Source organism: Candidatus Eremiobacterota bacterium, assembly GCA_031082125.1.
In the GTDB taxonomy this organism is placed as follows: domain Bacteria; phylum Vulcanimicrobiota; class CADAWZ01; order CADAWZ01; family Ess09-12; genus Ess09-12.
Map to the genome: position 1 here is coordinate 133,294 of JAVHLM010000004.1, position 22,972 is coordinate 156,265.

The window sequence follows — 22,972 nt, forward strand, 5'->3', positions numbered from 1 at the left end:
CGGAGCTCGGCATCAGGGCCTCGGGTGCGAAGACCCCCGAAGGGCGCCAGGCGCTCCGGGAGTTTAACCAGCAGGCAGCCCAGGACCCCGGCCTTGCCGCATCGGAGCTCGGCATCAGGGCCTCGGGTGCGAAGACCCCCGAAGGGCGCCAGGCGCTTAATGAATACTATGCCACAACTGCTGCTGATCCCGAGCTTGCCGCCCAGGAAATGCGCCTCAAGCTCTCAGCATCAAGATCATCTGAAGGACGTGAGGCACTTGCCGCTGAATTCCGTGCCGCCGAGCAGGACCCGGCTCTCCAGGGCTCCCTGCTCAAGACTATGGCACAGTCTCTCGAAAAAACCCATGGCCAGTCTGCAATGGGGGAATTCCTGGTAAGATCGTCAGAAAATGCCGAGGTAAGGGAAGGCTTCATGGCTTTTCTCAACAAGGCGGCTAAAAATCCCCAGAACAACCAGGCCCTCTCGCTCCTTTACCAGAAGCTGGCCTCCGATGAAAAGCTTTCTCTCGGCTTCATGATCTCGCTCTCAAGACTGCCGGCAGGTGATGCAGGGAGAGGGCAGCTCATGGAGTTTTTCGGCATTGTGAGAAGCGAGCCGAAAGTGAGGGATTCTTTCCTTGCCATGCTCTCACAATCTGCACAAGGGGCGCAGGGAAGCGGGGTTCTCGAATCTTTCTTCCAGGGAATAAGGAGCTCCAATGAGGTCCGCGAGGAGTTCCTCAGAACGCTCACACAGATCTCTGCGGGTGAAAACTCCAGAAAATCGTTGAAGGGCACTTTTGAGGCGCTGTTCAGGAATCCATCAAGCCGCGATGCCCTTTTTGACGTGATGAACGATGCCATCCTCAGCACAAAAGGGAAAAGCTTTTTCAAGCATTTCATTGACAATGTGGACAAGGATAATGAGCTTAAAACAAAATTTTACGATTGTTTCAGGGAAGCCACCTCAACGGCCCGGGGCCAGTCCCGCTTCATGGATCTTATGAAAGCTCTTGGCATGGAGCCTTCACTTCTTAATCAAGTCGAAGCCCAGACAAAAAAAAGCATCACCACGGGGATGACTTTTACACGACCGGAGTCAGCGGAGGGCATCTCAGGCACGGGTGCCAGGCCTGCAATTTCAGGACCCGCCGCGAGCCAGCAGGGAGCAGGCCCTGCTGCAGTGCATATTGCAGGGAGAGGGGAAGAACCTTCCCTTCATGCAGAGAGAGTACTATCAAGCGGAATGGCCGTGAGGATGAGAAGGGACGTCTTCGGAAAGAGAAACAGGCAGTCTGAAGAGGTGGACGAAATAACCTTCGATCCCGAGAAGCTCTCTTCAAAAGACCCTTACGAGATTTACGAGGAATCAAACATACGCTTCACAAGGGAATGCCCCCACTGCGGCTGCCAGGTCTTCAAAAAAATGAGCTGCTGCCCTGAGTGTGAGAACGCGGGAAGGGAAGTGGTGATGCGCACCAGAGTGACGTTCCGTCACAAGGGACAGAGTTTTATGGCCTCGGAAGACTGGATTGAGTTCTCCTCGGTCGCCATGAAGCTCCTGGTCAAGGAGCGGCTTGAACACCTGGAGTCTTTCCGCGAGCTGACCCAGAGGATTATGCCTTCCTACAAGGAGATGCTTGCAGCGGTGAAAATCTACCAGTAGCTCTATTGGAAATTTTCAAAAATCATTTATGCATGCCTGTATATCTGCCCTCCCTGCAAAATGGGCAGGAGAAGCCTGAAAGCACCTTTTGACAGCCGTTAAAGCCCATTGGAGTCATTTTTGTCATCTTTACCTCCTTTTGTTCTCCAGCGGGCATCCTGCGATAGTCTTGAAAGCCTTATACTATGAGCTTTTTACTATGTGCTCTATTTGCAATCTGCCTTCCAGTATGCTATAATTATCACATGGATACATTTGTGACCCATCCCATTCACTCTATGTTCCTCCCTGATGAAGAGGAGCTTCTTCACCTCAATGACACTTTGATTTCTCAGGACTCTTCTCAGGAACTTGAGGACATGCTCCTTCTCCCCGAGCCTTATGAGATTCCCGAAGGGACCCCATGCAGGCCGGAGCACCTTGTCAAGATCACCAGGGAAGGCCTCATCCCCGAAGCGGAGAAGATCACGGAGGATATCTCCTTCGGCTCCATCGACAGGGAAGAACGGGCTTCCATGATTGATTTCACCCTCTGTGAGGCAGTCCGCGGCCGCCTGGCACTTGATCTTGCACTCGGCGGCCTTCTCGTCACTCTTAAAACGAAAGGGGTTGATCAGTTAGGATACCGCTCCATGGGGACCTTCGCCACGGAGCATCTCTCTTTCTCGGGGCGCACCGCGTCGGAGCTGATGCACAACTTCGAGCTGCTCAAGGCGCTGCCCCTCACCCGTGAGGCATATCTGCATGGAAAAATCGCAAAGAGCGCTCTCAGGCATCTCTCGAGGGTCGCAACGCCTGAGAATGAGTCCTGGTGGCTCGCCATTGCAAAGGAGCGCTCCCTGTGCGGCCTTGAGCAGGAAGTGAAAAGGGCCCTCGCTGAAGGGAAGGCCGATGGGGCTCCCGGTTCTGAAGGAAGTCTGCGCGCAGCGGGCGGGGCGTGCGATGATGCGCACGGTGACGAGGCTGAGGGCACGATGATGTATTTCAGCGTGCCGCCCTCCCTTGCCCTCACCTGGGACTTCGCCCTCTCCCTCTTCCGGGACAAAGAGCACTATGACGGGCCTGTCTCAGGATTTGTCGAGGCGCTCCTCGCCAATTTCCTGGCCTCGGGGAAAGCCGCCCCGGAGCTCCCGGCCCTCGATAGCGAGGGGAATCGCCCCATATTCTCACGGGTGCCCCTCCTGAAAAGGAGGATGAGAAACCGGCGTGTGAGCGATCCCGATGAGGTTGTCGGGCATGCCTTCGGAGGCCTTTCCTTCAGCTCTCCCTGGGAGCAGCCCTGGAGCATCCATTTCCCGTCGTGGCTGGAAGAGGCCCGGCCGGGAAGAGACGCCGGGAGCTCCGCAAGGGCGATTGCGGGGAGGCTCATCAGGGCCGCCTCCATCCGTCAGAGGCTCGACGTGGCCGCGGGAATGCTGCTCCGGGCCCTGGACGAGAGGCAGCTCCACCGCCTTCTCGGCTATGAGTTCATCGAGGACTATGCAGGGGAGCGCTGCGGCTTTTCGATGGCCCAGACCCGCCAGCTCATCAGGCTCGCCGAGGGCTTCCGGCGCCACTCCCTCACTGAAGACGCCTTCAGGAAAGGTGTCATCACCAGGGAGCAGGCACGCCTCATCCTCCCCCTCGTGGACTCCAGGAATGAATCGCAATGGATTGCCTATGCCGCGAGCGTGCCCACGGCTGATCTCAGGGAAGAGGCGGGGCGTGTCGCCCGGATCCTGGAGTATGACTGCCTGGTCCCCCACAATTATGCGCTCCTTCCCGGCTTCCGCTACGTCACCGACGAAAGGTTTCACGACCTGCCGGAGGAGGTGCAGGACATCATAAGGACTGGGTCCTGGTACACAGGCCCTTCCCTCAATCCTTCGTGGCCTCTTGAGTCAGACGACGAGGAACTCGTCGCTTCCCGCGACAGGCGCTTTGATGTGCCCTGGAAGTATTTCAGCGATGTCGATGAGCTGCGCGCCGCCGAGGCATCCAAGAAAATTGAAAAAAACTCCAGGCTGTGTGCGGGCCTCGGAAATCGGTCGGGGAGCGATCATCTCTATGCGGGGGCATGCAATGGGGAGAAGCAGGCACCTCATGGGCAAGGATGCGAAAATGCCCTGTGCTCGTGTCATCAGTCACTGGAAAAAGCCCGGGAAGCCTGCACCATTCCCCGGGGTGAGAGCCCCGAGGAGGTCTTTCTCAGGGACATCCTCTCATCACAAGACCCCTTCCGGGCAGTGAAGGGCGCCATGATGATCAAGTTCTTCCTCCCCCGGGAGCTTGAGGTGCTCTGGAACCTCGCGGCCCACATCTTTCTCGCCAGGCTCTCCCAGGTGGAAGGCGCCGAAAGCCTCATCAACCCCGAAGAAAAATTCCTTGCCGCCCTCCTCGCAGACTACCTCGCCACAGAGGGGCACTTCCCCAATGCTGCCCATCACCATAAAATACTGAAGCGCGACCGGTTCCGCTGCCAGGTCCCCGGCTGCCGCTGCCGCAGGAACTTACACGTTCACCACATCATCAGGCGCTCCCAGGGCGGCAGCGATGATCCCTGGAATCTCATCACGCTCTGCGAGGCTCACCATCTCCATATTCTTCACAATCTCAGGACTCTCACCATAAGGGGCCATGCGCCTCACTGCCTTACCTTAGCTTTTGGCTCCCTCTCAGAGAATAATCCCTTCCTGGCATATGAGAGAGGGATAAGATTGAAAAACACGGAGCTTATGAGGTCTGCATAAGCAGCGCTCTTATACTCAAGAGCAGGCTACCTGCCCCCGATTTTTTGGGGGGACACCATGCGAAAATGGTCCTGTTATAAAAATAAAGGGACAGCCTCACGTGCAGGCTGCCCCTTTTCAATTCTGTATCCCGGGACTACTGGGCGTGCCCCACCGTGGGATCCATGTACCAGTAATTGTTTCCGAACTCGCCGAGCCTTACTCCCCATGTATACTGAGGTGGCTGTGAGTCTGGTATCTGCACCCGCTCGGCCGTCACGACGCCGCTGGGATTGCAGGAGAACTGGGGCCTGCCCTGGGGATCATACCCCATGAACCTGGTATTCTCACCCTGGGTGGCCTGGCCGTTGTGGGCAGGGTCGGGGTTCCTGAAATAGACGTAATCATTGGGCCTCAGGATCTTGCTCAAGTCCTTGTTCTTGTCGGCATCAACATACTGGCGCTCCTCGGTTCCTCCGCCGGGCTTGGGTGCCTGGACCTTCAACGGGTCAGGTATTGCACGGTAGTCCTGGCTTCCCCTGTCATCGATGCGGCCGCCTGTATTGTCGGAATACTTGTGCCACCCGTTCATCATCAGGTTGGGATACTGCCTGTTGAAGGCTTCATCGCCCATCTGGAGAAGCTGCTCATACATGCCGGCCATATGGACCGGTGTGGCACAATCGGCCTGATATCTGCCATTCCCTTCAAACATACTCCTGACGGCCTGCGAAGGCGAGACATCATCAGCCGTACCGGCTCTTCCGTCGGCGCCTTCAGTCCTCACGGCGTACATCTTCTTCTCCGGATTCAAGGGATTTGGTACTTCCTTCCAATAGCGCGGATCATACTGCTGGTTATTCATATCCCCGTTGAATCCCACTCTCCCGCTCTGGACTGACTGGCCAAGGGCCGATGATGCCTGGATACCCTGCTGGACCTTGTTGATGTCATTGACATTCTGATCAGAGAGAACTATTTTCTTGAATGTATCCCCGTCCTTGTAATAGAGGGTATCCCCGGGGTTGAACTTCCCGTCTCTGTTGGCATCGGATATTCTTATGTCCTGAGGCTTCACGTTGGGGGGAAGGCCCAGGGTGGAGCCAAGCTGCTGGGTGTACTGAAGGGCTTCAACCCTGTCATCGACTCTGTTCCCGTTCCTGTCATCCTGCCGCGTTGAAGGCAGCCGGTTCTGGTTGAGCTGGTTATATTCCTGCTGAGTAATATTCACAGGGACGCCTGGCTGTGTGCGCGGCGGATCCTGGCCCGGAGGAGGTGTAGGCTGCGGCGTCGGCTGCGGCGTCGGCTGTGGCGTAGGCTGCGGTGTCGGCTGGGGCGTAGGCGGCTGCTCACCTGGAGGAGGTGTAGGCTGCGGCTGCGGTGTGGGCTGCGGTGTGGGCTGCGGTGTGGGTTGAGGCAATGGCTGAGGCTGCGGCGTAGGTTGAGGCATCGGCTGCGGCAAAGGCTGAGGCTGCGGCATAGGTTGAGGCATCGGCTGCGGCAAAGGCTGAGGCTGACCACCACCTGAAGGCGGAGCAGGCTGAGGCTTATAGCCGCCACCACCAGGGGGAGGTGCAGGCTGCGGTGCGGGCTGCGGATTCGTTCCCTGGTTGTTCTGGCGCTGCATCTTCATCATCTGCTCCACGCCTTTTACCTGAAAGTCCATCATATTTACAAGACCGCCTGCCATCTGCACCATCTGGTTGAACTGGGTTTGATCCATATTCCCCTTGTTTGCAGAGAGCATATTTACCATCTGTGAAAGCATCTGCACCTGGCTCTTCAGGTCTTTGATCATCTGATCAATCTGCTTGTCTGCCGCATTTTCATTAGGCTTATCATTGGGCTTCACATTTGGTGTCTGGTTGGGACCCTGGTTCGGAGTCTGGTTAGGCCCCTGATTTGGTGTCTGGTTAGGCCCCTGATTCGGTGTCTGGTTAGGCCCCTGATTCGGTGTCTGGTTAGGACCCTGATTCGGAGTCTGGTTGGGACCCTGGTTCGGCGTCTGGTTAGGCCCCTGATTCGGCGTCTGGTTAGGCCCCTGATTCGGTGTCTGATTGGGACCCTGATTAGGCCCAGGCCCCGGCGGGTGATGCGGCGGATGGTGAGGCCCCTGGTTCGGAGTCTGGTTAGGACCCTGATTCGGAGTCTGGTTAGGACCCTGGTTCGGAGTCTGGTTAGGACCCTGATTCGGCGTCTGGTTAGGACCCTGGTTCGGTGTCTGGTTAGGACCCTGGTTCGGCGTCTGATTGGGACCCTGATTCGGAGTCTGGTTGGGACCCTGGTTCGGAGTCTGATTGGGACCCTGATTAGGCCCAGGCCCCGGCGGGTGATGCGGCGGATGGTTGGGACCCTGGTTCGGCGTCTGATTCGGCCCCTGATTCGGCGTCTGGTTAGGCCCCTGATTCGGCGTCTGATTCGGCCCCTGATTCGGCGTCTGATTCGGCCCCTGGTTCGGTGTCTGGTTGGGACCCTGGTTCGGTGTCTGATTCGGCCCCTGATTCGGTGTCTGGTTAGGCCCCTGATTCGGAGTCTGATTCGGCCCCTGGTTCGGCGTCTGGTTAGGACCCTGATTCGGAGTCTGATTCGGCGTCTGGTTAGGTCCCTGGTTCGGCGTCTGGTTCGGCCCCTGATTCGGTGTCTGGTTAGGACCCTGATTCGGCGTCTGGTTAGGACCCTGGTTCGGAGTCTGATTCGGTCTCTGGTTCGGCCTCTGGTTCGGCGAAGTCCTCCGGTCGAGGGCGCCGTTCCAGGCCGAAGCAAAACTGCTCAGTGGTGACCCATCTTCAGCGGTCTGCGTGGCATCCCGGCTGTCACTTGCACTGAGCTCCCTGCTGGGCCTGAAAGCTTCTCTTGCCTGCTCCGACCTTCCAAGCCCCGCTGTTTCGCCAGCCCTCGCCTTGCTTTCAATGCCGGCCGCCGATGATCCTGAACTCTCCTGCGCGGTGCGCGCCGGAGGGGTATAGACCTCTCTCGAGGAGCTGCTCCCTGATGAGCTTTTTACTTCATCCACCTTTTCCACGTTATCATCTGACATCTGCTCACACTCCTTTGCCAGGCCTTCTCACCATAATGACGTTACTCAGCATACCACGCCCGAGGTACGCTTATTCTCCCGGCGTCACCTCCGTTCCTGCGGCCCCGAAAGGCCGGACGGAACAGGAGCCTCCCCCGGAGCACGGGTAGAAACCACTGCGGGTCGATTCTCAGATCGGCCCATGTGCCTTTTCCTTCTACCATGATTATAAGGGATAACAATGAAAAATATATGAATCTCTTCTGAAAAAAAGCTGAAATTCTTGCCTCTTGATTTCCAAAATGTTAAGCTTTTCGCCAAATTATTCAGTATTTTTTAACAAATGGCGCAAGTTTCCCCCCGTGAGCGAAGGAGAGTTCCCACAAAATGCGAATATTTCATAAAAGAAACGAGATCTCCCGGGGCTCCGGCTCATCGGGAGACAGAGACCAGTTCGCCCCGCCTGTGACTGGAACTATGGAATAAAGTGGAGGTCACGCCATGAGGAATGTAGCTGATGGATGCCCGGCCTCAGACCGCCCGGAGATCCAGGGCCTTATAGAAAACGGGTGCTACAGCGACGCGATTGCCATAATGGAAGGAATCATGGCATCGGGGAAGCTCGAGAGCAGGGAGTTTCTCACGCTGGGGATGCTCTACGTGAAAGACCAGAGATGGGAGAAGGCCATTGCGATCCTGAACGAATATCTGCTGGAGAACCCGGGGTCATGGCAGGCTCTGAGGCAGCTGACCATTGCACTCGAATGCGGGGGCAAGGCAGAGATGCAGAGCGCTCTCTACGAGAGAATCCTGGAAAACCCGCACCTCAAGGACCGTGAAGTAAGGCTCGATCTCCTGCTGTGGCTGAGAGACCACTATACAGGGAAAAATGACCTGGAAGCCCTCTCCCACGTCCTGGAGAGGCTTGTTGAGCTTGAGCCGCAGAAAAAGCATCTCTTCACCCTCTGCAACCTTTACCTGGCAGGCGGCAGGGCTGACGATGAGGCCCTTAAGGTCTATGAGAAAGTCTACAATCTCCGCCAGAGGGACAGAGCCCTGGTCAGGCAGCTCGCCCATACTTACCGGGCTCTTGGGAAGGAGCGATGGAAGCACCTCGATATTTGCCTTCTTGCTTACCAGAATGACAGGGAAGATGACCTGAATACCTCTTACCTTGCTTCGGTCTTCATGCGCAAGGACGAAACCATCGATGATGCCATAGAAGAGGTGTATAAAACCTCTCTCGAGAGAAATCTGCTGCCCAGGGGTGCCCTTCTCTATCATCTGGGCCTCTTCTATGAAAGCCGGAAAAAGAGTGCCGAGGCAATCAAAGCCTACGAGGAATCCGCGCAGGAAGGATACGGCGAGGACAGCCACTACCCCTTGAGCAGGATCGCCTTTTTCTTCAAGGCAAAAAGGGATTATACCGAGGCCCGGAGATATTTCATACTTCAGCTCCGCACTCACAAGGATGACAGGACTGCTATCTCAGAGCTGAGGGAGATGCTCTTCATAAGGGAAAAAGGCCAGAAGCTCTCCCTCGAGGAGCTCACCATGGCAAAAGAGATACTACTCTATAAGCCTGCGGTGAATGAATACCTCACGGTGGGGAACACGTTCCTGAAAGACTACAATGCTCCCCTGGAGGCGCTGGAATGCTTCAACAATGCCCTGGTCCTTGCCCCGTCAAACCGCGATGGGCTCGAAGGAAGCAGGGAGTGCCTGGAAAAGCTCGGCAGGTACGAAGAAGCCCTGGGCGTGCTTTTTAAGCTTCTTGACCAGAAGCTTAAAAAGGAAGAAGAGGTTGCCCTTTACTGGGATATTGCCGCGATTTACCATGAACGGGTGAATAACTACGCCGCTGCTGTTGATTACTATGATAAGATTCTCGCCCTCCAGCCCGGCAATTACAAGGCCAGCAAGGAAAAGCTCGGAGCGCTCTGGGAAATGGGCGATAATGCCCGCTATTACCTGGTCTTGAGGGCGACCTGGGAGAGATTTTATTATGATCCGGACATTCTCAGCAAGATGAGGACTTACTTCGAGAGAAGCTCGATGAGCAATGCCGCCGCTATCGTGGAAAATATCTCCACATTTCTGATGGAAGACGCAGTGACGAAGCCTTTTTGTTCCGATAAGGCCCGCGCCCTTACTTTGGAGCTGTGTATCCACCCTGACGAGAGCAAAGCCCGCGAAGAACTTGACCTCACCGCGACGAAAATAGGGAAGCCCCCCGTCACGTATGAGCTGTCAAAGGAGCACGAATTGCTGCTGGCGGCCTGCTCATTGCCGGGACCTGAAGCTGAGAATATTTATAAGTCATATCTCGATGCAACAGTGAACCTTTTCGGGCCCCTCAATGTTATTTTCAAGGAATACACAGGCATTGATGACTTTTACATGAAGGTCTTCCAGGGTGATGATGAAAATTACGCGGTGATAAACAGGCATGCAAGGGGTGACCTGTCTTCTGACATGGCCGGCTGCCTTTTTGCCATGGGCCTTTCCCACTGCGTCCTGAACCATTTTCACTACTTCCAGAGAATAGAGGAGATTGACAGGATCATCAACGAGCATATTGAGAAGCTTGTGAAGTTCGTGGAGAGCAAGCTGATAAGCTTCAGTGATTTTCTGAAGGCTCCCCTTATCTTCATGATCCGCCTCCTGAAGCAGAAGAGGCTCAGGCGAACCATTCTTGAAAAAATCCTGGATAATATTGAGAGCCTGCGGCACTATCCTCTCGTTTATGACACGGTAAAGAAAGTACTCGGCCTTGTCCTCGCCGGTGAAACGAGTGCCCAGGAGTTCCTGAGAACTTCAAGGTATTCATCTGACAGGGCGGCCTACGCCGTCTCTGGAGATGTGCTGACGGTGACAAGAGCAGCCATACTTGACGAGATGGGCATCACCCCTGATGCAGCAGATACCGGGAATGTAAAGAAAGGCGCCCTGGGCCACCGCATCCTGGAACTCTGGAAATTTGCCATTGACCTTGAGACCGGAACCCCCTGAGAGAAATCACCGCTCCAGGAAGCCCATGAGCCTCTTCCAGCTTTCACCGGGCTTGTAGCGGGTAAAGGTTTTCACTTTTTTCTCCGTGATGATCCTGATGATAAGATCTGAGAGCTTCCTGGGATCGTGCCGCACAAGGTCGGCACCGGTGCCGGTGTAAGGGCATGAGCTTCCGATTTCAACGCAGATATCAGTCTGAGCCAGATCAGGCTCTTCAATAAGAGGCGCCGCAATCACTTCAACACCAAGCTTCCTGAGTTCCTCTCCATCGGGCTTCACCGGGTATGCTCCCTCGGCTTCATATTTCGCGAGATGCCTGCGGGGCATCTCATTATTGATAATGATATAATCCACAAGATGGGGAGCGCTGTGGCGGAAGAGGGCCTTCAGGTGATCCGACGCGGAGAAATCGGTGGTCTCACCGGGCTGTGTCATCACATTACAGACATAAATCTTGAGTGCACCTGACTCTCTGATGGCTTCCACCATGTCCGATACCAGCAGGTTCGGAAGGACGCTGGTATAAAGGCTGCCCGGGCCAAGTATGATGGCCTCGGCCTCTCTGATGGCCTGGAGCACCTCGGGGAGAGGCTTATGGCCTTCAGGTTTAAGGTAGATTCTCCTTATCTTCCCATTGTTCTTTGGAATATTGGACTCACCGGTTATCACCTCGCCCGATTCAAGCTCGGCGCAGAGCACAGAGGTCTGAAGGGTTGCGGGAAAGACCCTTCCCCTGATGGAGAGGATCTTGCTTGAGAGTTTCACCGCTTTTTCAAAGTCCCCGGCTATGTTGTTGAGGGCTGCCAGGAAGAGGTTGCCGAAGCTGTGGCCTTCCAGGCCGTTACCGTTTGAAAACCTGTATTGAAAAAGCGATGAAAGCGTTGACTCGTCACGGGCCAGGGCCACAAGGCAGTTCCTGATGTCACCGGGCGGGAGCATCCCGAGCTCGCTGCGCAGGCGCCCCGAGCTTCCACCGTCGTCAGACACGGTGACGACGGCCGTAATATTGTTGGTGTAGCATTTGACGCCCCTCAGAAGCGTTGAGAGCCCTGTGCCCCCGCCGAGAGCCACGATCCGGTAGCCGGTCTCAAGCTGCCTTTTCTCGTAGAGGATCTCTACAAGCTTTTTCTCTTCATAGGGCATAATCACGTTATAGATTGACTTGAACCACTTCCTCATCGCCAGGATCATCAGGAATATCCCAAGGAAGACAAAGAATATGTCCACCGCTGCCGATGATATCCTTATGCCAAGCCTGTTATAGAAGAAATCAACTATCCCGAGCTCAATGTTTATAGGGGTCCTTATATTTGCCAGCAGGATGAAGCCAAGGGAGAAGATACACAGGCCCAGCCAGAAAAGAAAAATCCACCGCTTAATCCTCATTCCAGGCGAGAGCCACTTGAGAAACCTGATGAACGATCCCATTGCGCCCCTGCTGCTTAAGATATCTTCAGATCCCGGTATTCAACATGGACCCGGTAATTTCTGCCTTCAAGGAACTTGGCCAGCTCGTTTCCTATGACTATTGAGCGGTGCTTCCCCCCCGTGCAGCCCACACCGATGGTGAGGCTGGATTTTCCCTCGAGCACGTACTGGGGCATGAGGTATTCATTGAAATCAAAAAGCTTCTGGAGAAAGGCCTGGGTCTGGCCATGGCTCAGGACATAATCCCTTACGGCATCATTGTTGCCTGAGAGATTCTGCAGCTCGGCGATATAGTGGGGATTGGGGAGAAACCTCACGTCGTAGAGCAGGTCAATATCGAGAGGGATGCCGAACTTGAAGCCGAAGGTCACTATGCTGATGTTAAGGGGATAGGTCTCATCAGCGGGCACCACCAGGCTGGTAAGCTCGCGCTTGAGCTGGCTGGGCGAGAGGGAGGTCGAATCTATTATCCTGTCGGCGAGGGCCTTGATTTCCTCAAGCTGCTTCCTTTCAAAGCTGATCCCGTCAAGAAGCCGTCCCTTCAGAGCCAGGGGATGCCTTCTCCTCGTCTCGCTGAACCTCCTCACGAGCACTTCATCGGAGGCTTCCAGGAAGAGAATCTGGTATCTGAAGCCGTAATCGGGGATCTCTTTGAGGGCAGAGATGAGCTCCTTGAAAAAGCGCCTTCCCCTTATGTCGATGACCAGGGCAATCTGATTGAGGTCCGACGCGGCGCAGAGCTGCACGAACTTTGGGATCAGCGCGGGGAGAAGATTGTCAACACAGAAGAACTCCAGGTCCTCAAAGCACTTGAGGGCAAGGCTTTTCCCCGCGCCGGAAAGGCCGGTTATAATTATGATCTCGCCGAGGGTGGTCTCCTTTTTCTCAGCTTTTTCCTGTGGTGTGTCTCTTTCTTCCATGGGAACCGCCTGCCATTTTTCCTTTATTATATTATATGCGGAGATACCATCTTCCTCTACAGATCCTAAAGTGACGGGGACAGGTTTGAAAAATGTCTGTTCCCGCCGGATTGTTATCAATTTGTAACCTTCCCTTAATACAAATGAAATTATTATCTGTTAAAATGAAATAAATACAGAGGCCCCCATGCGGCAAGGCGCTTTGTAAAAACCGGGCGGGATTGGATACTACTAGCACACAGAAACGGGAGGTTTTATGAAAGAGAAGAAACATGTCCATCTCACGGCCATATGCGGTATGGGAATGGGATCATTCGCAGGGCTCCTCAAGCTGGCAGGATATGAGGTCACAGGCTCTGATCAGAATGTATACCCCCCCATGAGCACCCAGCTTGAGCAGATGGGCGTTACCATAAAGAACGGCTACAAGCCTGAGAACGTTGATGACGAACCCTCCATGGTGATAGTAGGGAATGCCATCAAGTCCGGGAACCCTGAGATACAGGCCGTTATGGAAAGAGGAATCCCCTACATGTCCTTTCCGCAGGCACTCAAGGAGTATTTTCTCAAAGGAAAGAAGTCCCTGGTCGTTGCGGGCACCCACGGAAAGACCACCACATCCTCGATACTTGCCTGGATTCTCCAGAGCGCCGGAAGGGACCCCGGGTTCCTCGTGGGAGGCATCCTCCATAATTTTGAGTCAAGCTACAAACTCGGCCAGGGTCCTCATTTCGTCGTGGAAGGCGACGAGTACGAGACAGCTTTCTTTGACAAAGTGCCGAAATTCGTCCATTACCAGCCTTCATCGGCAATCATCACCAGCATAGAGTTCGATCATGGCGACATATACAGGGACATCGAGCATATTAAGGATGCTTTTACCCGCTTCACCAGGCTGATCCCCCCTGAGGGCCTCCTTATGGCCTGCGGTGATTTCCCCCATGTGAAGGACATCCTTTCACAGGCCCCCTGCAGGGTAGAGACATACGGTTACTGCAGCGACTGCGACTGGACTGCCCGCGAAGTCTATATGAACGGGGAAACCAGTGAATTCATAGCCCTTTTCAGAGGCAGGGAGATTGGGAGCTTCATTACCAGGCTCCCGGGAAGGCACAACATTCAGAATGCCCTGGGAGCCATAGCACTCCTTTACAGGGAGGGCCTCACCGTTGAAGAGATCAGGGAAGGCCTCAGGACATTCGTAGGGGTCAAGAGAAGGCAGGAAGTGAGAGCGGTCATTGACGGTGTCGTCATAATAGATGACTTTGCCCACCATCCGACAAAAGTAAGGGAGACCGTGGCGGCTATCCGCTCGCGCTATCAGGGGAGAAGGATCTGGGCCATCTTCGAACCGAGGACCAATACAAGCAGAAGAGCCTTCTTTCAGAAGGATTACGCGCTCTCCTTTGAAGGCGCCGACAAGGTTATCGTTGCCGGTGTCTTCAACCCGGGGCAGATACACCCTGAAGACAGGTTTTCACCGGAGTCGCTTATCAACGACCTTGTTGACAAGGGAAAAGATGCCCTTTTCATCTCCCGGAGTGATGATATAGTGCAGCATGTCACCTCGGCCATCAAGCCAGGCGATGTGATACTTATCATGTCAAACGGCGGTTTTGATGCCATCCATGAGAAGTTTGTCACAAGCCTGAACAAAGTCCTCGCATAAGAAACGGAGCGAAAAAAGTGGCACCCCTGGGTGCCACTTTTTTATTTCATGGCAGTGCTTCCTCATGCACAGGGTCACTGTGAAGGTAAATGCGCTATTCTTGTATAATAATTAAGAGGTTCATCCTGTCAATGACCTGAACCATTATGAAAGGAGAGCATCAATGGCAGATCCAGTAGAAATAACAAGGGATATCACCACGGCATGGCTTAACGCCTATGAGACCGATCTCTCAGTGAGAAGGCAGAAAGGCGTGGTCCCCGTATTCACTCCCACCAACGAGGAAGTGATGGAGTTCATTACCGCCGCCTATGCCAAGGTCCTGGAGATGACCGAGAAATCCGGCAAAGCCCAGGAGACAAAGCCCGCGGCGAAGAAAAAGCCTTGATCTCACCGCTGCACCATGGGTAAGGTAAGGTCAATTGAGCCTGTAAAGCTCATTGTGGGGATGATAGGAAAGAGAGAGGAGCATTTCGGCGAGGCCCTGGAAATGCTCACGCCTCAGTACGGACCAGTGGACTTCTCGAGTGACTTCATCCCTTTCACTTTTACCTCTTACTATGAGCGTGAGATGGGAACAGGCCTATTAAGAAGATTTTTCGCCTTCAGGCGCCTTGTGCTTCCTTCGGTGCTCCCCGGGGTGAAGCTCTCAGCCATCGGGATAGAGGAAAGATTCTCCCTGCCCGGTGAGGGAGGCGGCATGAAGCGCCAGATAAACATTGATCCCGGTTATATAGGCCTCTCCAAGCTGGTCCTCGCGTCAACAAAGGACAGGTCTCACCGGATCTATATCGGGGAGGGCATTTATGCCGAGGTGACCCTCCAGTTTGAAAAGAGGACTTTTCGGCCTTGGCACTGGACTTACCCAGACTACCGGTCACCGGGATACATCGGGATATTTAATGCCATAAGGCTGACGCTGTGCGAGCAGCTCACAGAAGCTGAAGGTGATGCGAAAGAGAGGGCACAATGACATTTCTCTTCAAGAGCCAGAAGCGCATCGAGGTAATGATAGGAACCTACCTGGAGCATTTCCTGGAGTGCGCCCAGAGCTTCAGCACCGGCATGAAATGCTACCTGGAAAAGGGTACCGGCGCTGATTTCGACTACTGGGTGAACAGGACCCACAAGGAGGAGTCCTCTCTCGATGACCTGAGGCGCACGATAGAGATGGAGCTTTACAGCAAGGCACTTCTCCCCGAATCGCGCGGCGACATCCTTGGGCTCCTGGAGACGGCCGACAGGATCCCCAACAAGCTCGAATCAGTGCTCTTCCAGATACAATGCGAGAACATAAGGCTCCCCGCCGACCTCATTGCCGACCTGGAAAACCTGCTGCAGAACTCATGCGAGTCCTGCAAGATCGTCTCTGAAGCCATCAGGGATCTCTTTCACAAGAGGGAGAGGATCCAGGAGCTCACAAGAAAGATCGACCACCTCGAGAGCTTCTGCGATCAGCTCGAGAGAAGGATCATCACCAAGATTTTCAAATCGGGCCTCGAAACAGGTGAGAAGGTGCTTCTCAAGCAGCTGATCCTTCAGATCGGCGATATCGCTGACGGCGCCGAGAGTGTCTCAGACAGGATCATCATCACGAGCGTTAAAGGGCAGATATGACGGCGCTGTTACCCTTCTATCTTCTCGGGGGCATTTTTCTCGGGTGGTCAATCGGCTCCAAGGATTTCGCCAATGTATTCGGCACAGCCGTCACCTCCCGGATGCTCCGGTTCTGGAACGCTGTTGTATATGCCTCCCTTTTCTGTATGCTCGGGGCCCTTCTCGAAGGGGAGCGCGGTATAGAGACCCTGAGCCGCCTCGCGCCGCAGAATCTGCAGACAGCCATTATATCGACCGTTGCTGCAGCCCTTACCATCACAATTCTCAATGTGATAAGGCTGCCCATATCCACCTCGCAGGCCGTCGTCGGGAGCATCATAGGGATTGGCATCATGACAGGAAAAGCCGAGTTCCATGGCCTGGGCAAGATCGTGCTCTGCTGGCTTGGCGCTCCCGTGGGCGCTGCAATGATAGTCGTTCCTCTTTACCTCGGCCTGGGAAAGATCTACAATTCACTTCACCTCAACATTTTTCAACGCGATGCCTTACTCAGATCAAGCCTGATCATTGTAGGGTGCTATGCCTCTTATGCCATGGGCGCCAATGTCACCGCCAATATCGCCGCGGTCTTCGTGAGCTCCGGTCTTCTCACTGCCAGGGCGGCAGCGCTTATCGGCTCACTGAGCATCGCCCTGGGAATTGCCACCTTCAGCAAAGGGGTAATGATGATGGTGGGGAGGGGCCTTATCAAGCTTGATGCCTTTTCTGCACTTGTAGCAGTGCTCGCCGAAGCGCTCACTGTCCATTTTTTCGCCGTAATCGGGGTGCCCGTATCAACAGCCCATGCGATAATCGGCTCCATTCTCGGTATCGGTTTCATTAGAGGATTCAAGGCCCTTAAAGTGAAAAATCTAGTAGGGATCCTGGTGGCCTGGGGACTTGCCCCCCTTATCGCATGTATTTTTGCCATGATTATCTTTTTTCTTTCCAACCTGCATTATGTGAAGCCATCATAAAAGGGCCGCGGCAGGGCCCGGAGAAACGGAGAAGAGAGCGACCTATGAAATGTCCGCGCTGCGAAGGGAACGGAAAGTGTGTTGAGTGCAAGGGCTCGGGCTTTGTCACTTGCTCGAACTGCAACAGTACAGGCACTGTCTCTATCACGCTCCCTTCAGGCGTCGAAAAAAATACCACCTGCAAGTTCTGCAACGGCAAGGGGGCCATCCAGTGCAACCCCCTCTGCGAGTCGTGCGCCGGGAAAGGCGAGATCTCCTCGGAGCTCCAGAAGGAGATGCAGGAAAAGTACTCCCTCTCACTTCTGATGATGAAAGAGCACATTGTAAGGGTGAGCACTATTATTCTTGCCATAAATATCGTCTGCTATATCCTGACCCTTGTGCTCCAACAGATAAGCGGCCATAATGTCATGCTCAGAATGGGATCCATGTACACACCCGCGGTCATAGCGGGCCAGTGGTGGAGATTAGTGACCTCCATCTTCCTCCATGTTGACATCATGCATTTCCTGCTCAACTCGTACTGCCTCATCATTATCTGCCCGCCTATAGAGAAAATTCTCGGCTCTTTCAAGTTCTTTGTGCTTTATATGTTGTCAGGGCTGGCAGGAAATGCCTTGAGTTTTTTCCTGCTGCCCACCCTGCCGTCGGCCGGCGCCTCGGGCGCCCTCTTCGGGGTGCTTGGCGCCTATTTCGGCCTCAACGTGCGCCAGAAGATATTCGAATCGGCATATATCTCGCAGCTTATGATATGGCTCGGCATAAATGTGGTGATCGGCATCATGCCCGGGTCAAATATCAACATGTGGGCTCATATCGGGGGGTTCGCCTGCGGCTTCATTTTCTCATCGTTCATCAAGCTGAGGTGAAATAACAATGAAGATATCGAAGAGTTCTCTCCTCATGATAATGGCGGTGCTTGCACTGTCGGCTGCCTCCCTGCTCCTGGTATCATGTGCAAAAAAGGCCTCAGCCCCAGCGAAAATAGGCATAATCCTGCCACTCTCGGGCGTCCACAGCACCTTTGGATTGGCACAGAAAAGAGGCTATGAGATGGCTATCGAGGAGTTAAAGCAGGAAAGCTCTCCTTTGCCGATGGCGATTGAATTTCTTATGAAAGATGACGAGGGGGATGAGCACAAAGCCGCTGAGGTGGCACGGAAGCTTATCACCGATGACAAGGTATGCGCCCTTATAGGCTCATACAGCAGCGGATGCACTTTCAGCGCCATAGAGATCGCAAATTACCACAGGAAGCCCATTTTGATCCCCTCTGCGGCCTCTGACCTCTGCACGCAGAAGGGCTTCCCCTGGGTCTTCAGAATCAACGCCCCTTCAAGCGTCTATGCCGAGACCGTGACAGAGTGCCTGGCCACGGAGGGGAAGATAAAATCGGTAGCCATCCTCGCGGAAAGCTCCCTCTTCGGCTCCTCAACGATGAAGTCCCTCGAGGAGTATTCAGCCAGAAAAGGCTTTCAGATAAGGCTCTCGGCAAGCTATGATCCCAGGGACACCTCGATGATGGAGCTCCTCCTTGCCCAGGTGAAAAAGAAAAATCCCGATGCCCTGGTGATGGTGTCATACCTTGACGACGCCGTCTTTCTCATGAAGAAATCAAGGGATATGGGCATCAATCCCAGGATCTTCATGGGCACCGGCGCGGGATTCACCATCGATGAATTTATAAGGTCGGCCGGCCCCTCTTCCAACCTGGTCTGCACAGTGGTCCAGTGGTCACCTGATCTTGCCGGCGAAAAAAGCCGGGCTTACGTAAAGCTGTTCCGGGAAAAATACGGGGGAGCCCTGCCCAATTTTCACAGTGTCGAAGCCTATGTGGCAGCGAAAGTGCTTGTTGGGGCCTTCAGAAGAGCCCACACAGCCGACAGCGAAAAAATAAGGGAGAGCCTCCTTGCCACCAATGAAGAGACAGTATACAGCAAGGTGAAATTTGAGAGCTTTGACGGTTATACCAACCAGAACCGCCACAGGATGCTGGTGGAACAGATCCAGGGGAGCCGTTTCGTCCTCGTGTGGCCTGACAAGCTCAAGCAAGGCTCCCTCATCATCCCCCCGGGGCCATCTTCAGTAAAGCCCCCGGGGAAGCAGGCCCCCTCAGAAAGAGAACTGGAACCCCTTTTCAAGGGGGCCCAGGATCGCCGTTGAATACCCGTCGATGTTGAGGAGCTGCTGTGAGAGGGAGAACAATTCATCGACAGTGACGGCATCTATCTTTTCAAAGACTTCCTCATGGGGCACAAGCCTTCCATGGAATATCTCGGACTTGACAAGCCTCATCATCCTGTTGGAGGTGCTTTCCAGGGCCAGGGAGATAGTGCCCTTGAGCTGCTCCTTGGCGCGCACGAGCTCCTTGGAATCGACGCCCTTCTCTTTCATCTCCTTGACTATCTGATACATAAGCGAGATGACTTTGGAGAGGTTTTCATAGGACGTCCCGGCGAAGAGTCCGAAAAGGCCCGCATGGTAAAAGGAGTTCTGGAAAGAGCACACGTTGTACACGAGGCCCCTTTTCTCGCGGATCTCCTGAAAAATCCTTGAGCTCATGCTTCCCCCGAGGATGCTGTCAAGCACCGAGAGGCAGTACTTGTGATCATCCCTCTGGGAGATGCCCTTCCCACCGGTGATGAGGTAAACCTGCTCACAGTCCTTGTATTTCACATAGTTTTTCTTTTCATGCTCCGGCACGGGCCTGGAGCCGGGTTTCCTTCCCTTCCACTCGCCGGCCCGGTGGAAGGAGCGCTCCACAAGCTTCCGGAACTCCTTGTGCTTGATGTTCCCTGCCGCCGCAATAATGAGATTCTCAGCCACATAGTGCTTCTCCACGTGGGCGATAAGGTCATCACGGCTTATCCGCTCGATGACCTTCTTGGTGCCGAGAATGGAGCGTCCGAGAGGATGACCGTCCCACAGGAGCTTGTTGAATATGTCGAAGATTAACTCGTCAGGCGAGTCCTCATAGAGGCGGACCTCGTCAAGAACCACACCGCGCTCCCTCTCAATCTCTTCGGGATCATAGCAGGAATTGAGAAGCATGTCCGCCAGAAGCTCAATGGCCATGGGCACATGCCTGTCAATCACCCGCGCGTAATAGCAGGTCTGCTCCTTTTCAGTGAAGGCGTTGAGCTGTCCGCCCACGCTGTCCATAAGCTCGGCGATCTCCGTGGCGCTCCTCGTGGCCGTGCCTTTGAACATCATGTGCTCGATGAAGTGGGAGATGCCGTTCTTTGAGAGTGGCTCGTCCTTGGAGCCCGTGTTCACCCACACGCCGATGGTGGCCGATTTGAAGAAGGGCATCTCTTCTGTGATAACCTTGATGCCGTTGTCTAGAACCGTTTTCTTGTACATTTCCAGGACCTTTCTTGCTGCTCGTTCTTGCCGGGACCGGGTGCGCTCAGGAGGGCGGCGCCCCGGGGGGGGCCACCCACTTGAGCTTGTCTCTCACTATTGCATAAAAATCCGTCTCCAGATGGACAAACCTTATACCCTGCGGGGCTTTCTCCACCAGTATCTCATCGTCCCTGGCAAGCACGAAATTGATATGCCCGTCAAGTGAGAGGCTTATCCCGTCAAGGAGAGACTCCTTGACGGAGACCTTTTCCTTCTCGGAGATTACCAGCGGCCTTGCCGAGAGGGTGTGGGGACATATGGCGGTGAGAATGAGGCACTGCACTTCGGGGCTCACTATGGGCCCCCCCGCCGAGAGGGAGTATGCCGTTGACCCTGTGGGCGACGCTATGACAAGACCATCTGCGGAGTAAGTGCCTGCAAAGCGGCCGTTTATATGGATCGAGAGATGGAGCAGCCGGCTCACATTCCCTCTGTGTATCACGGCATCATTGAGGGCATTTCCGCTGAAGACCTTCTCGTGACCTCTTCTTACCTCGCAGTGGAGCACCATCCTCTCGACGACGGCGAACTCCCCCTGGAGAAGGCGTGAAAAGGCATCCTGCCATGAGGCCACGGGGAGCTCGGTGAGAAAGCCCAGGCTTCCCAGGTTTATCCCCAGGAGAGGTATCTCTGTACCTCCCACAAGCCTGGCAGCCCTCAAAAGGGTACCGTCACCGCCCATGCTCACCACGAAAGCGCTCTCTTTTCTGATGACTTCATCGGTCGAAGCCAGGTCGGGTCTGCCTGTGGAGAGAGCGGCTCCTTCGGGAAGAAAGACCCTGATACCTTTCCCCGTGAGCCAGTCAATCACTTCAAGAGAGCTCTCGAGGGCTTTTTTCACCCGCGAGGGGTAAAGGGTTATAGTCTCCATAGCGGCTCCTTGTCACTTCATGTATATCTGGTTCTCACCCATCTGCCTGGCCTTGGCCAGGGCTTCGTTCACGCTGCGCAAAAACCCCGCCTCATCGGCAGATGAGCGCTCGTCGGTATAGAATATGCCCATGGCGGTTTTCACGGCGGAGCTCTCTATGCCTTTCGGGAACTCATGGCCCTGGAAAACATTGCGGAGCTTCTGCGCATGTACCAGGGCGCTGCTCTTTCCCATCCTCGGCTGGATGATTAAAAATTCGCCCTCGCCCGTTATAGCCGTGATATCTATCACGCGGAGTGACTGCTTTATGAGGGCAGCGCATTCTCTCATGAGCCGCTGCATATCGGGCGCCTTCTTGCTCTCGTAAGAGATGGCGATTTTTATGGCGGAAAGAGGATAGGAGAATCTCGCCGCCCTCTTGAACTCCTCGGCAAAGCGCGCCGATACGGCATCAGCACGGTAAACTCCAGGGCACCCTTCGTGCCATGATGCTTCTTCCTTATCGCTGCTTCCTCCTTCATTATCGGCAAGAGCCCTCAGGGCGGTAAGCATGTCGGCTGTCAGGCAGGGTTTTTTGATGAGCTCAAGCCTTTTTCCGGCAATAAGGGCATATTCCCGGTGAAACTGGGGATTTTCAGTGGTGAGGAGCACCTTGATCCGTGAGGTCTCGGGATGGATATCAAGCTGGTGGAGGACCTCATAGCCTGAACTGTCCGGCATCACCATGGCAAGGACTATGCTGTCGGGAGGGTCCTGGTACGCTCTGGAGACGGCCTCTTCTCCCGATTTGAACAGGTCAGCCTGGACTCCCTCCTGCTCAAGGGCTTCCTTGAGGGATGCTGCTGACGCGCTGTCATCATCAACAATGAAGATCTTTCTCATGGGTATGGTCCCCACCTTTCTTCCCGTAATAGAGCATTGTCTCGTCAAGCACCCTGGAGACTATGATATCGTGATCCGCTCCTTGAGCGGGCTTTTCCGCTTCCAGATGCAGAAAGAACTCCGTGTTTCCCGCCGGTCCCTTGAGCGGCGAGTAAGTCGCCCCCGCGGTGAAAAGCCCCGCGGCTTCAGCGCGGGCTATCACCTTGAGGAGCACTTCCCTGTGGAGCGAAGGATCCCTTATGACGCCCTTCTTTGCCCTGCCTTTTCCCGCCTCAAACTGCGGCTTGACAAGGACTATCATCGCTCCGCCCGGTAGAAGAAACTCCCTGAGTCTTGCGAAAAGCAGCTCCAGCGAGATGAAAGACACATCAACAGTGACAATGTTCACTTTCCCGGGAACTTGAGATCTCTCCAGATATCGGGCATTGACACCTTCGAGTGAGACCACGGCGGGATTGTTCCTCAGGGAGTAATCAAGCTGCCCTTTCCCCACATCGACGCTCCAGACCTTGAGAGCCCCGGCCTTGAGAAGGCAGTCGGTAAATCCTCCTGTTGACGCACCGATATCCAGGGCAAGAGCACCCTGGGAGGAGACTGCAAATGACCTCAGGGCATGCTCCAGCTTCAGGCCGCCCCGGCTCACGTATAGGCGCCGCGGCCCCTCGATGACGAGATCAGAATCGGCAGGAACCTGTGTCCCGGCCTTGGTGACCGCTATGCCGTTCACCTTCACTCTCCCTTCAAAGATGAGGCTCTGGGCCAGGTGGCGTGATTCGCAGAGGCCCTTCTCCAGGAGAAGTGAGTCAAGCCGTCTTTTCCCTTTCATGCTGGCCTGGATCCCC

17 protein-coding genes are annotated in these 22,972 nt (G+C 54.7%); 10 read left to right on the plus strand and 7 right to left on the minus strand.

The features are described 5' to 3' along the window. Positions 1 to 1,646 (plus strand): hypothetical protein (locus RDV48_06255; protein MDQ7822380.1); only part of this gene is annotated, 1,646 nt, incomplete at its 5' end. 245 nt (positions 1,647 to 1,891) lie between these two features. Further along, positions 1,892 to 4,375 (plus strand): HNH endonuclease signature motif containing protein, encoded by a 2,484-nt coding sequence (locus tag RDV48_06260; protein MDQ7822381.1) that lies wholly within the window; start codon positions 1,892 to 1,894, stop codon positions 4,373 to 4,375. Positions 4,376 to 4,511: 136 nt separating this feature from the next. Here the strand turns inward: RDV48_06260 and RDV48_06265 are convergent, their stop codons facing one another. Continuing rightward, positions 4,512 to 6,152: a hypothetical protein gene (locus tag RDV48_06265; GenBank protein ID MDQ7822382.1), complete on the minus strand. Its 1,641-nt coding sequence runs from the start codon at positions 6,150 to 6,152 to the stop codon at positions 4,512 to 4,514. A 1,719-nt stretch (positions 6,153 to 7,871) separates the two neighbouring features. Between RDV48_06265 and RDV48_06270 the strand changes: the two genes are divergently transcribed. Further along, positions 7,872 to 10,382, plus strand: a complete 2,511-nt coding sequence (locus RDV48_06270) for a hypothetical protein (protein ID MDQ7822383.1) — start codon at positions 7,872 to 7,874, stop codon at positions 10,380 to 10,382. A 6-nt stretch (positions 10,383 to 10,388) separates the two neighbouring features. Here RDV48_06270 and RDV48_06275 read toward each other — a convergent pair whose 3' ends face one another. Beyond that, complete coding sequence (locus tag RDV48_06275; GenBank protein ID MDQ7822384.1) at positions 10,389 to 11,810, minus strand: YvcK family protein; 1,422 nt, start codon at positions 11,808 to 11,810, stop codon at positions 10,389 to 10,391. Positions 11,811 to 11,824: 14 nt separating this feature from the next. Then, positions 11,825 to 12,730 (minus strand): RNase adapter RapZ, encoded by a 906-nt coding sequence (gene rapZ / locus RDV48_06280; GenBank protein ID MDQ7822385.1) that lies wholly within the window; start codon positions 12,728 to 12,730, stop codon positions 11,825 to 11,827. Between the two features lie 256 nt (positions 12,731 to 12,986). Here rapZ and mpl point away from each other — a divergent pair, with 256 nt between their 5' ends. From mpl to RDV48_06315, 7 genes are all read left to right on the plus strand, one after another. Beyond that, complete coding sequence (gene mpl / locus RDV48_06285; GenBank protein MDQ7822386.1) at positions 12,987 to 14,399, plus strand: UDP-N-acetylmuramate:L-alanyl-gamma-D-glutamyl-meso-diaminopimelate ligase; 1,413 nt, start codon at positions 12,987 to 12,989, stop codon at positions 14,397 to 14,399. 163 nt (positions 14,400 to 14,562) lie between these two features. Further along, entirely contained in the window at positions 14,563 to 14,787 is a 225-nt protein-coding gene (locus RDV48_06290) for a hypothetical protein (protein MDQ7822387.1), read from the plus strand. A gap of 15 nt (positions 14,788 to 14,802) precedes the next feature. Further along, entirely contained in the window at positions 14,803 to 15,372 is a 570-nt protein-coding gene (locus tag RDV48_06295; GenBank protein MDQ7822388.1) for a DUF4416 family protein, read from the plus strand. Continuing rightward, complete coding sequence (locus tag RDV48_06300; protein ID MDQ7822389.1) at positions 15,369 to 16,016, plus strand: DUF47 family protein; 648 nt, start codon at positions 15,369 to 15,371, stop codon at positions 16,014 to 16,016. Before RDV48_06295 ends, RDV48_06300 begins: the two co-directional genes overlap by 4 nt. After that, positions 16,013 to 16,972: an anion permease gene (locus RDV48_06305; protein ID MDQ7822390.1), complete on the plus strand. Its 960-nt coding sequence runs from the start codon at positions 16,013 to 16,015 to the stop codon at positions 16,970 to 16,972. The genes RDV48_06300 and RDV48_06305 overlap by 4 nt, the downstream gene beginning before the upstream one ends. 44 nt (positions 16,973 to 17,016) lie before the next feature. After that, positions 17,017 to 17,841: a rhomboid family intramembrane serine protease gene (locus RDV48_06310; protein ID MDQ7822391.1), complete on the plus strand. Its 825-nt coding sequence runs from the start codon at positions 17,017 to 17,019 to the stop codon at positions 17,839 to 17,841. A gap of 7 nt (positions 17,842 to 17,848) precedes the next feature. Beyond that, positions 17,849 to 19,135 carry an ABC transporter substrate-binding protein gene (locus RDV48_06315; GenBank protein MDQ7822392.1) on the plus strand — a complete coding sequence of 429 codons (1,287 nt, stop codon included), beginning with the start codon at positions 17,849 to 17,851 and terminating at the stop codon, positions 19,133 to 19,135. Here RDV48_06315 and RDV48_06320 read toward each other — a convergent pair. From RDV48_06320 to RDV48_06335, 4 genes are read right to left on the minus strand one after another with little or no spacing between them, the layout of a single operon-like run. Beyond that, positions 19,085 to 20,335 carry a pitrilysin family protein gene (locus tag RDV48_06320; GenBank protein ID MDQ7822393.1) on the minus strand — a complete coding sequence of 417 codons (1,251 nt, stop codon included), beginning with the start codon at positions 20,333 to 20,335 and terminating at the stop codon, positions 19,085 to 19,087. The two genes, RDV48_06315 and RDV48_06320, sit on opposite strands and share 51 nt — an antisense overlap. Before the next feature lie 46 nt (positions 20,336 to 20,381). Further along, on the minus strand, positions 20,382 to 21,248 hold the full coding sequence (locus RDV48_06325; GenBank protein ID MDQ7822394.1) for an NAD(+)/NADH kinase: 867 nt from the start codon (positions 21,246 to 21,248) through the stop codon (positions 20,382 to 20,384). A 12-nt stretch (positions 21,249 to 21,260) separates the two neighbouring features. Beyond that, positions 21,261 to 22,130 (minus strand): response regulator, encoded by an 870-nt coding sequence (locus tag RDV48_06330; protein ID MDQ7822395.1) that lies wholly within the window; start codon positions 22,128 to 22,130, stop codon positions 21,261 to 21,263. Next, positions 22,108 to 22,956: a TlyA family RNA methyltransferase gene (locus tag RDV48_06335; protein ID MDQ7822396.1), complete on the minus strand. Its 849-nt coding sequence runs from the start codon at positions 22,954 to 22,956 to the stop codon at positions 22,108 to 22,110. The genes RDV48_06330 and RDV48_06335 overlap by 23 nt, the downstream gene beginning before the upstream one ends. Positions 22,957 to 22,972 lie beyond the last annotated feature (16 nt).

Coding starts and splice junctions, on each gene's coding strand:
- RDV48_06260 (MDQ7822381.1), top strand. CDS start 1,892: ATGGATACATTTGTGACCCATCCCATTCACTCTATGTTCCTCCCTGAT.
- RDV48_06275 (MDQ7822384.1), bottom strand. CDS start 11,810: ATGGGATCGTTCATCAGGTTTCTCAAGTGGCTCTCGCCTGGAATGAGG.
- RDV48_06300 (MDQ7822389.1), top strand. CDS start 15,369: ATGACATTTCTCTTCAAGAGCCAGAAGCGCATCGAGGTAATGATAGGA.
- mpl (MDQ7822386.1), top strand. CDS start 12,987: ATGAAAGAGAAGAAACATGTCCATCTCACGGCCATATGCGGTATGGGA.
- RDV48_06320 (MDQ7822393.1), bottom strand. CDS start 20,335: ATGTACAAGAAAACGGTTCTAGACAACGGCATCAAGGTTATCACAGAA.
- RDV48_06335 (MDQ7822396.1), bottom strand. CDS start 22,956: ATGAAAGGGAAAAGACGGCTTGACTCACTTCTCCTGGAGAAGGGCCTC.
- RDV48_06305 (MDQ7822390.1), top strand. CDS start 16,013: ATGACGGCGCTGTTACCCTTCTATCTTCTCGGGGGCATTTTTCTCGGG.
- RDV48_06330 (MDQ7822395.1), bottom strand. CDS start 22,130: ATGAGAAAGATCTTCATTGTTGATGATGACAGCGCGTCAGCAGCATCC.
- rapZ (MDQ7822385.1), bottom strand. CDS start 12,730: ATGGAAGAAAGAGACACACCACAGGAAAAAGCTGAGAAAAAGGAGACC.
- RDV48_06270 (MDQ7822383.1), top strand. CDS start 7,872: ATGAGGAATGTAGCTGATGGATGCCCGGCCTCAGACCGCCCGGAGATC.
- RDV48_06325 (MDQ7822394.1), bottom strand. CDS start 21,248: ATGGAGACTATAACCCTTTACCCCTCGCGGGTGAAAAAAGCCCTCGAG.
- RDV48_06265 (MDQ7822382.1), bottom strand. CDS start 6,152: ATGATCAAAGACCTGAAGAGCCAGGTGCAGATGCTTTCACAGATGGTA.
- RDV48_06310 (MDQ7822391.1), top strand. CDS start 17,017: ATGAAATGTCCGCGCTGCGAAGGGAACGGAAAGTGTGTTGAGTGCAAG.
- RDV48_06290 (MDQ7822387.1), top strand. CDS start 14,563: ATGGCAGATCCAGTAGAAATAACAAGGGATATCACCACGGCATGGCTT.
- RDV48_06295 (MDQ7822388.1), top strand. CDS start 14,803: ATGGGTAAGGTAAGGTCAATTGAGCCTGTAAAGCTCATTGTGGGGATG.
- RDV48_06315 (MDQ7822392.1), top strand. CDS start 17,849: ATGAAGATATCGAAGAGTTCTCTCCTCATGATAATGGCGGTGCTTGCA.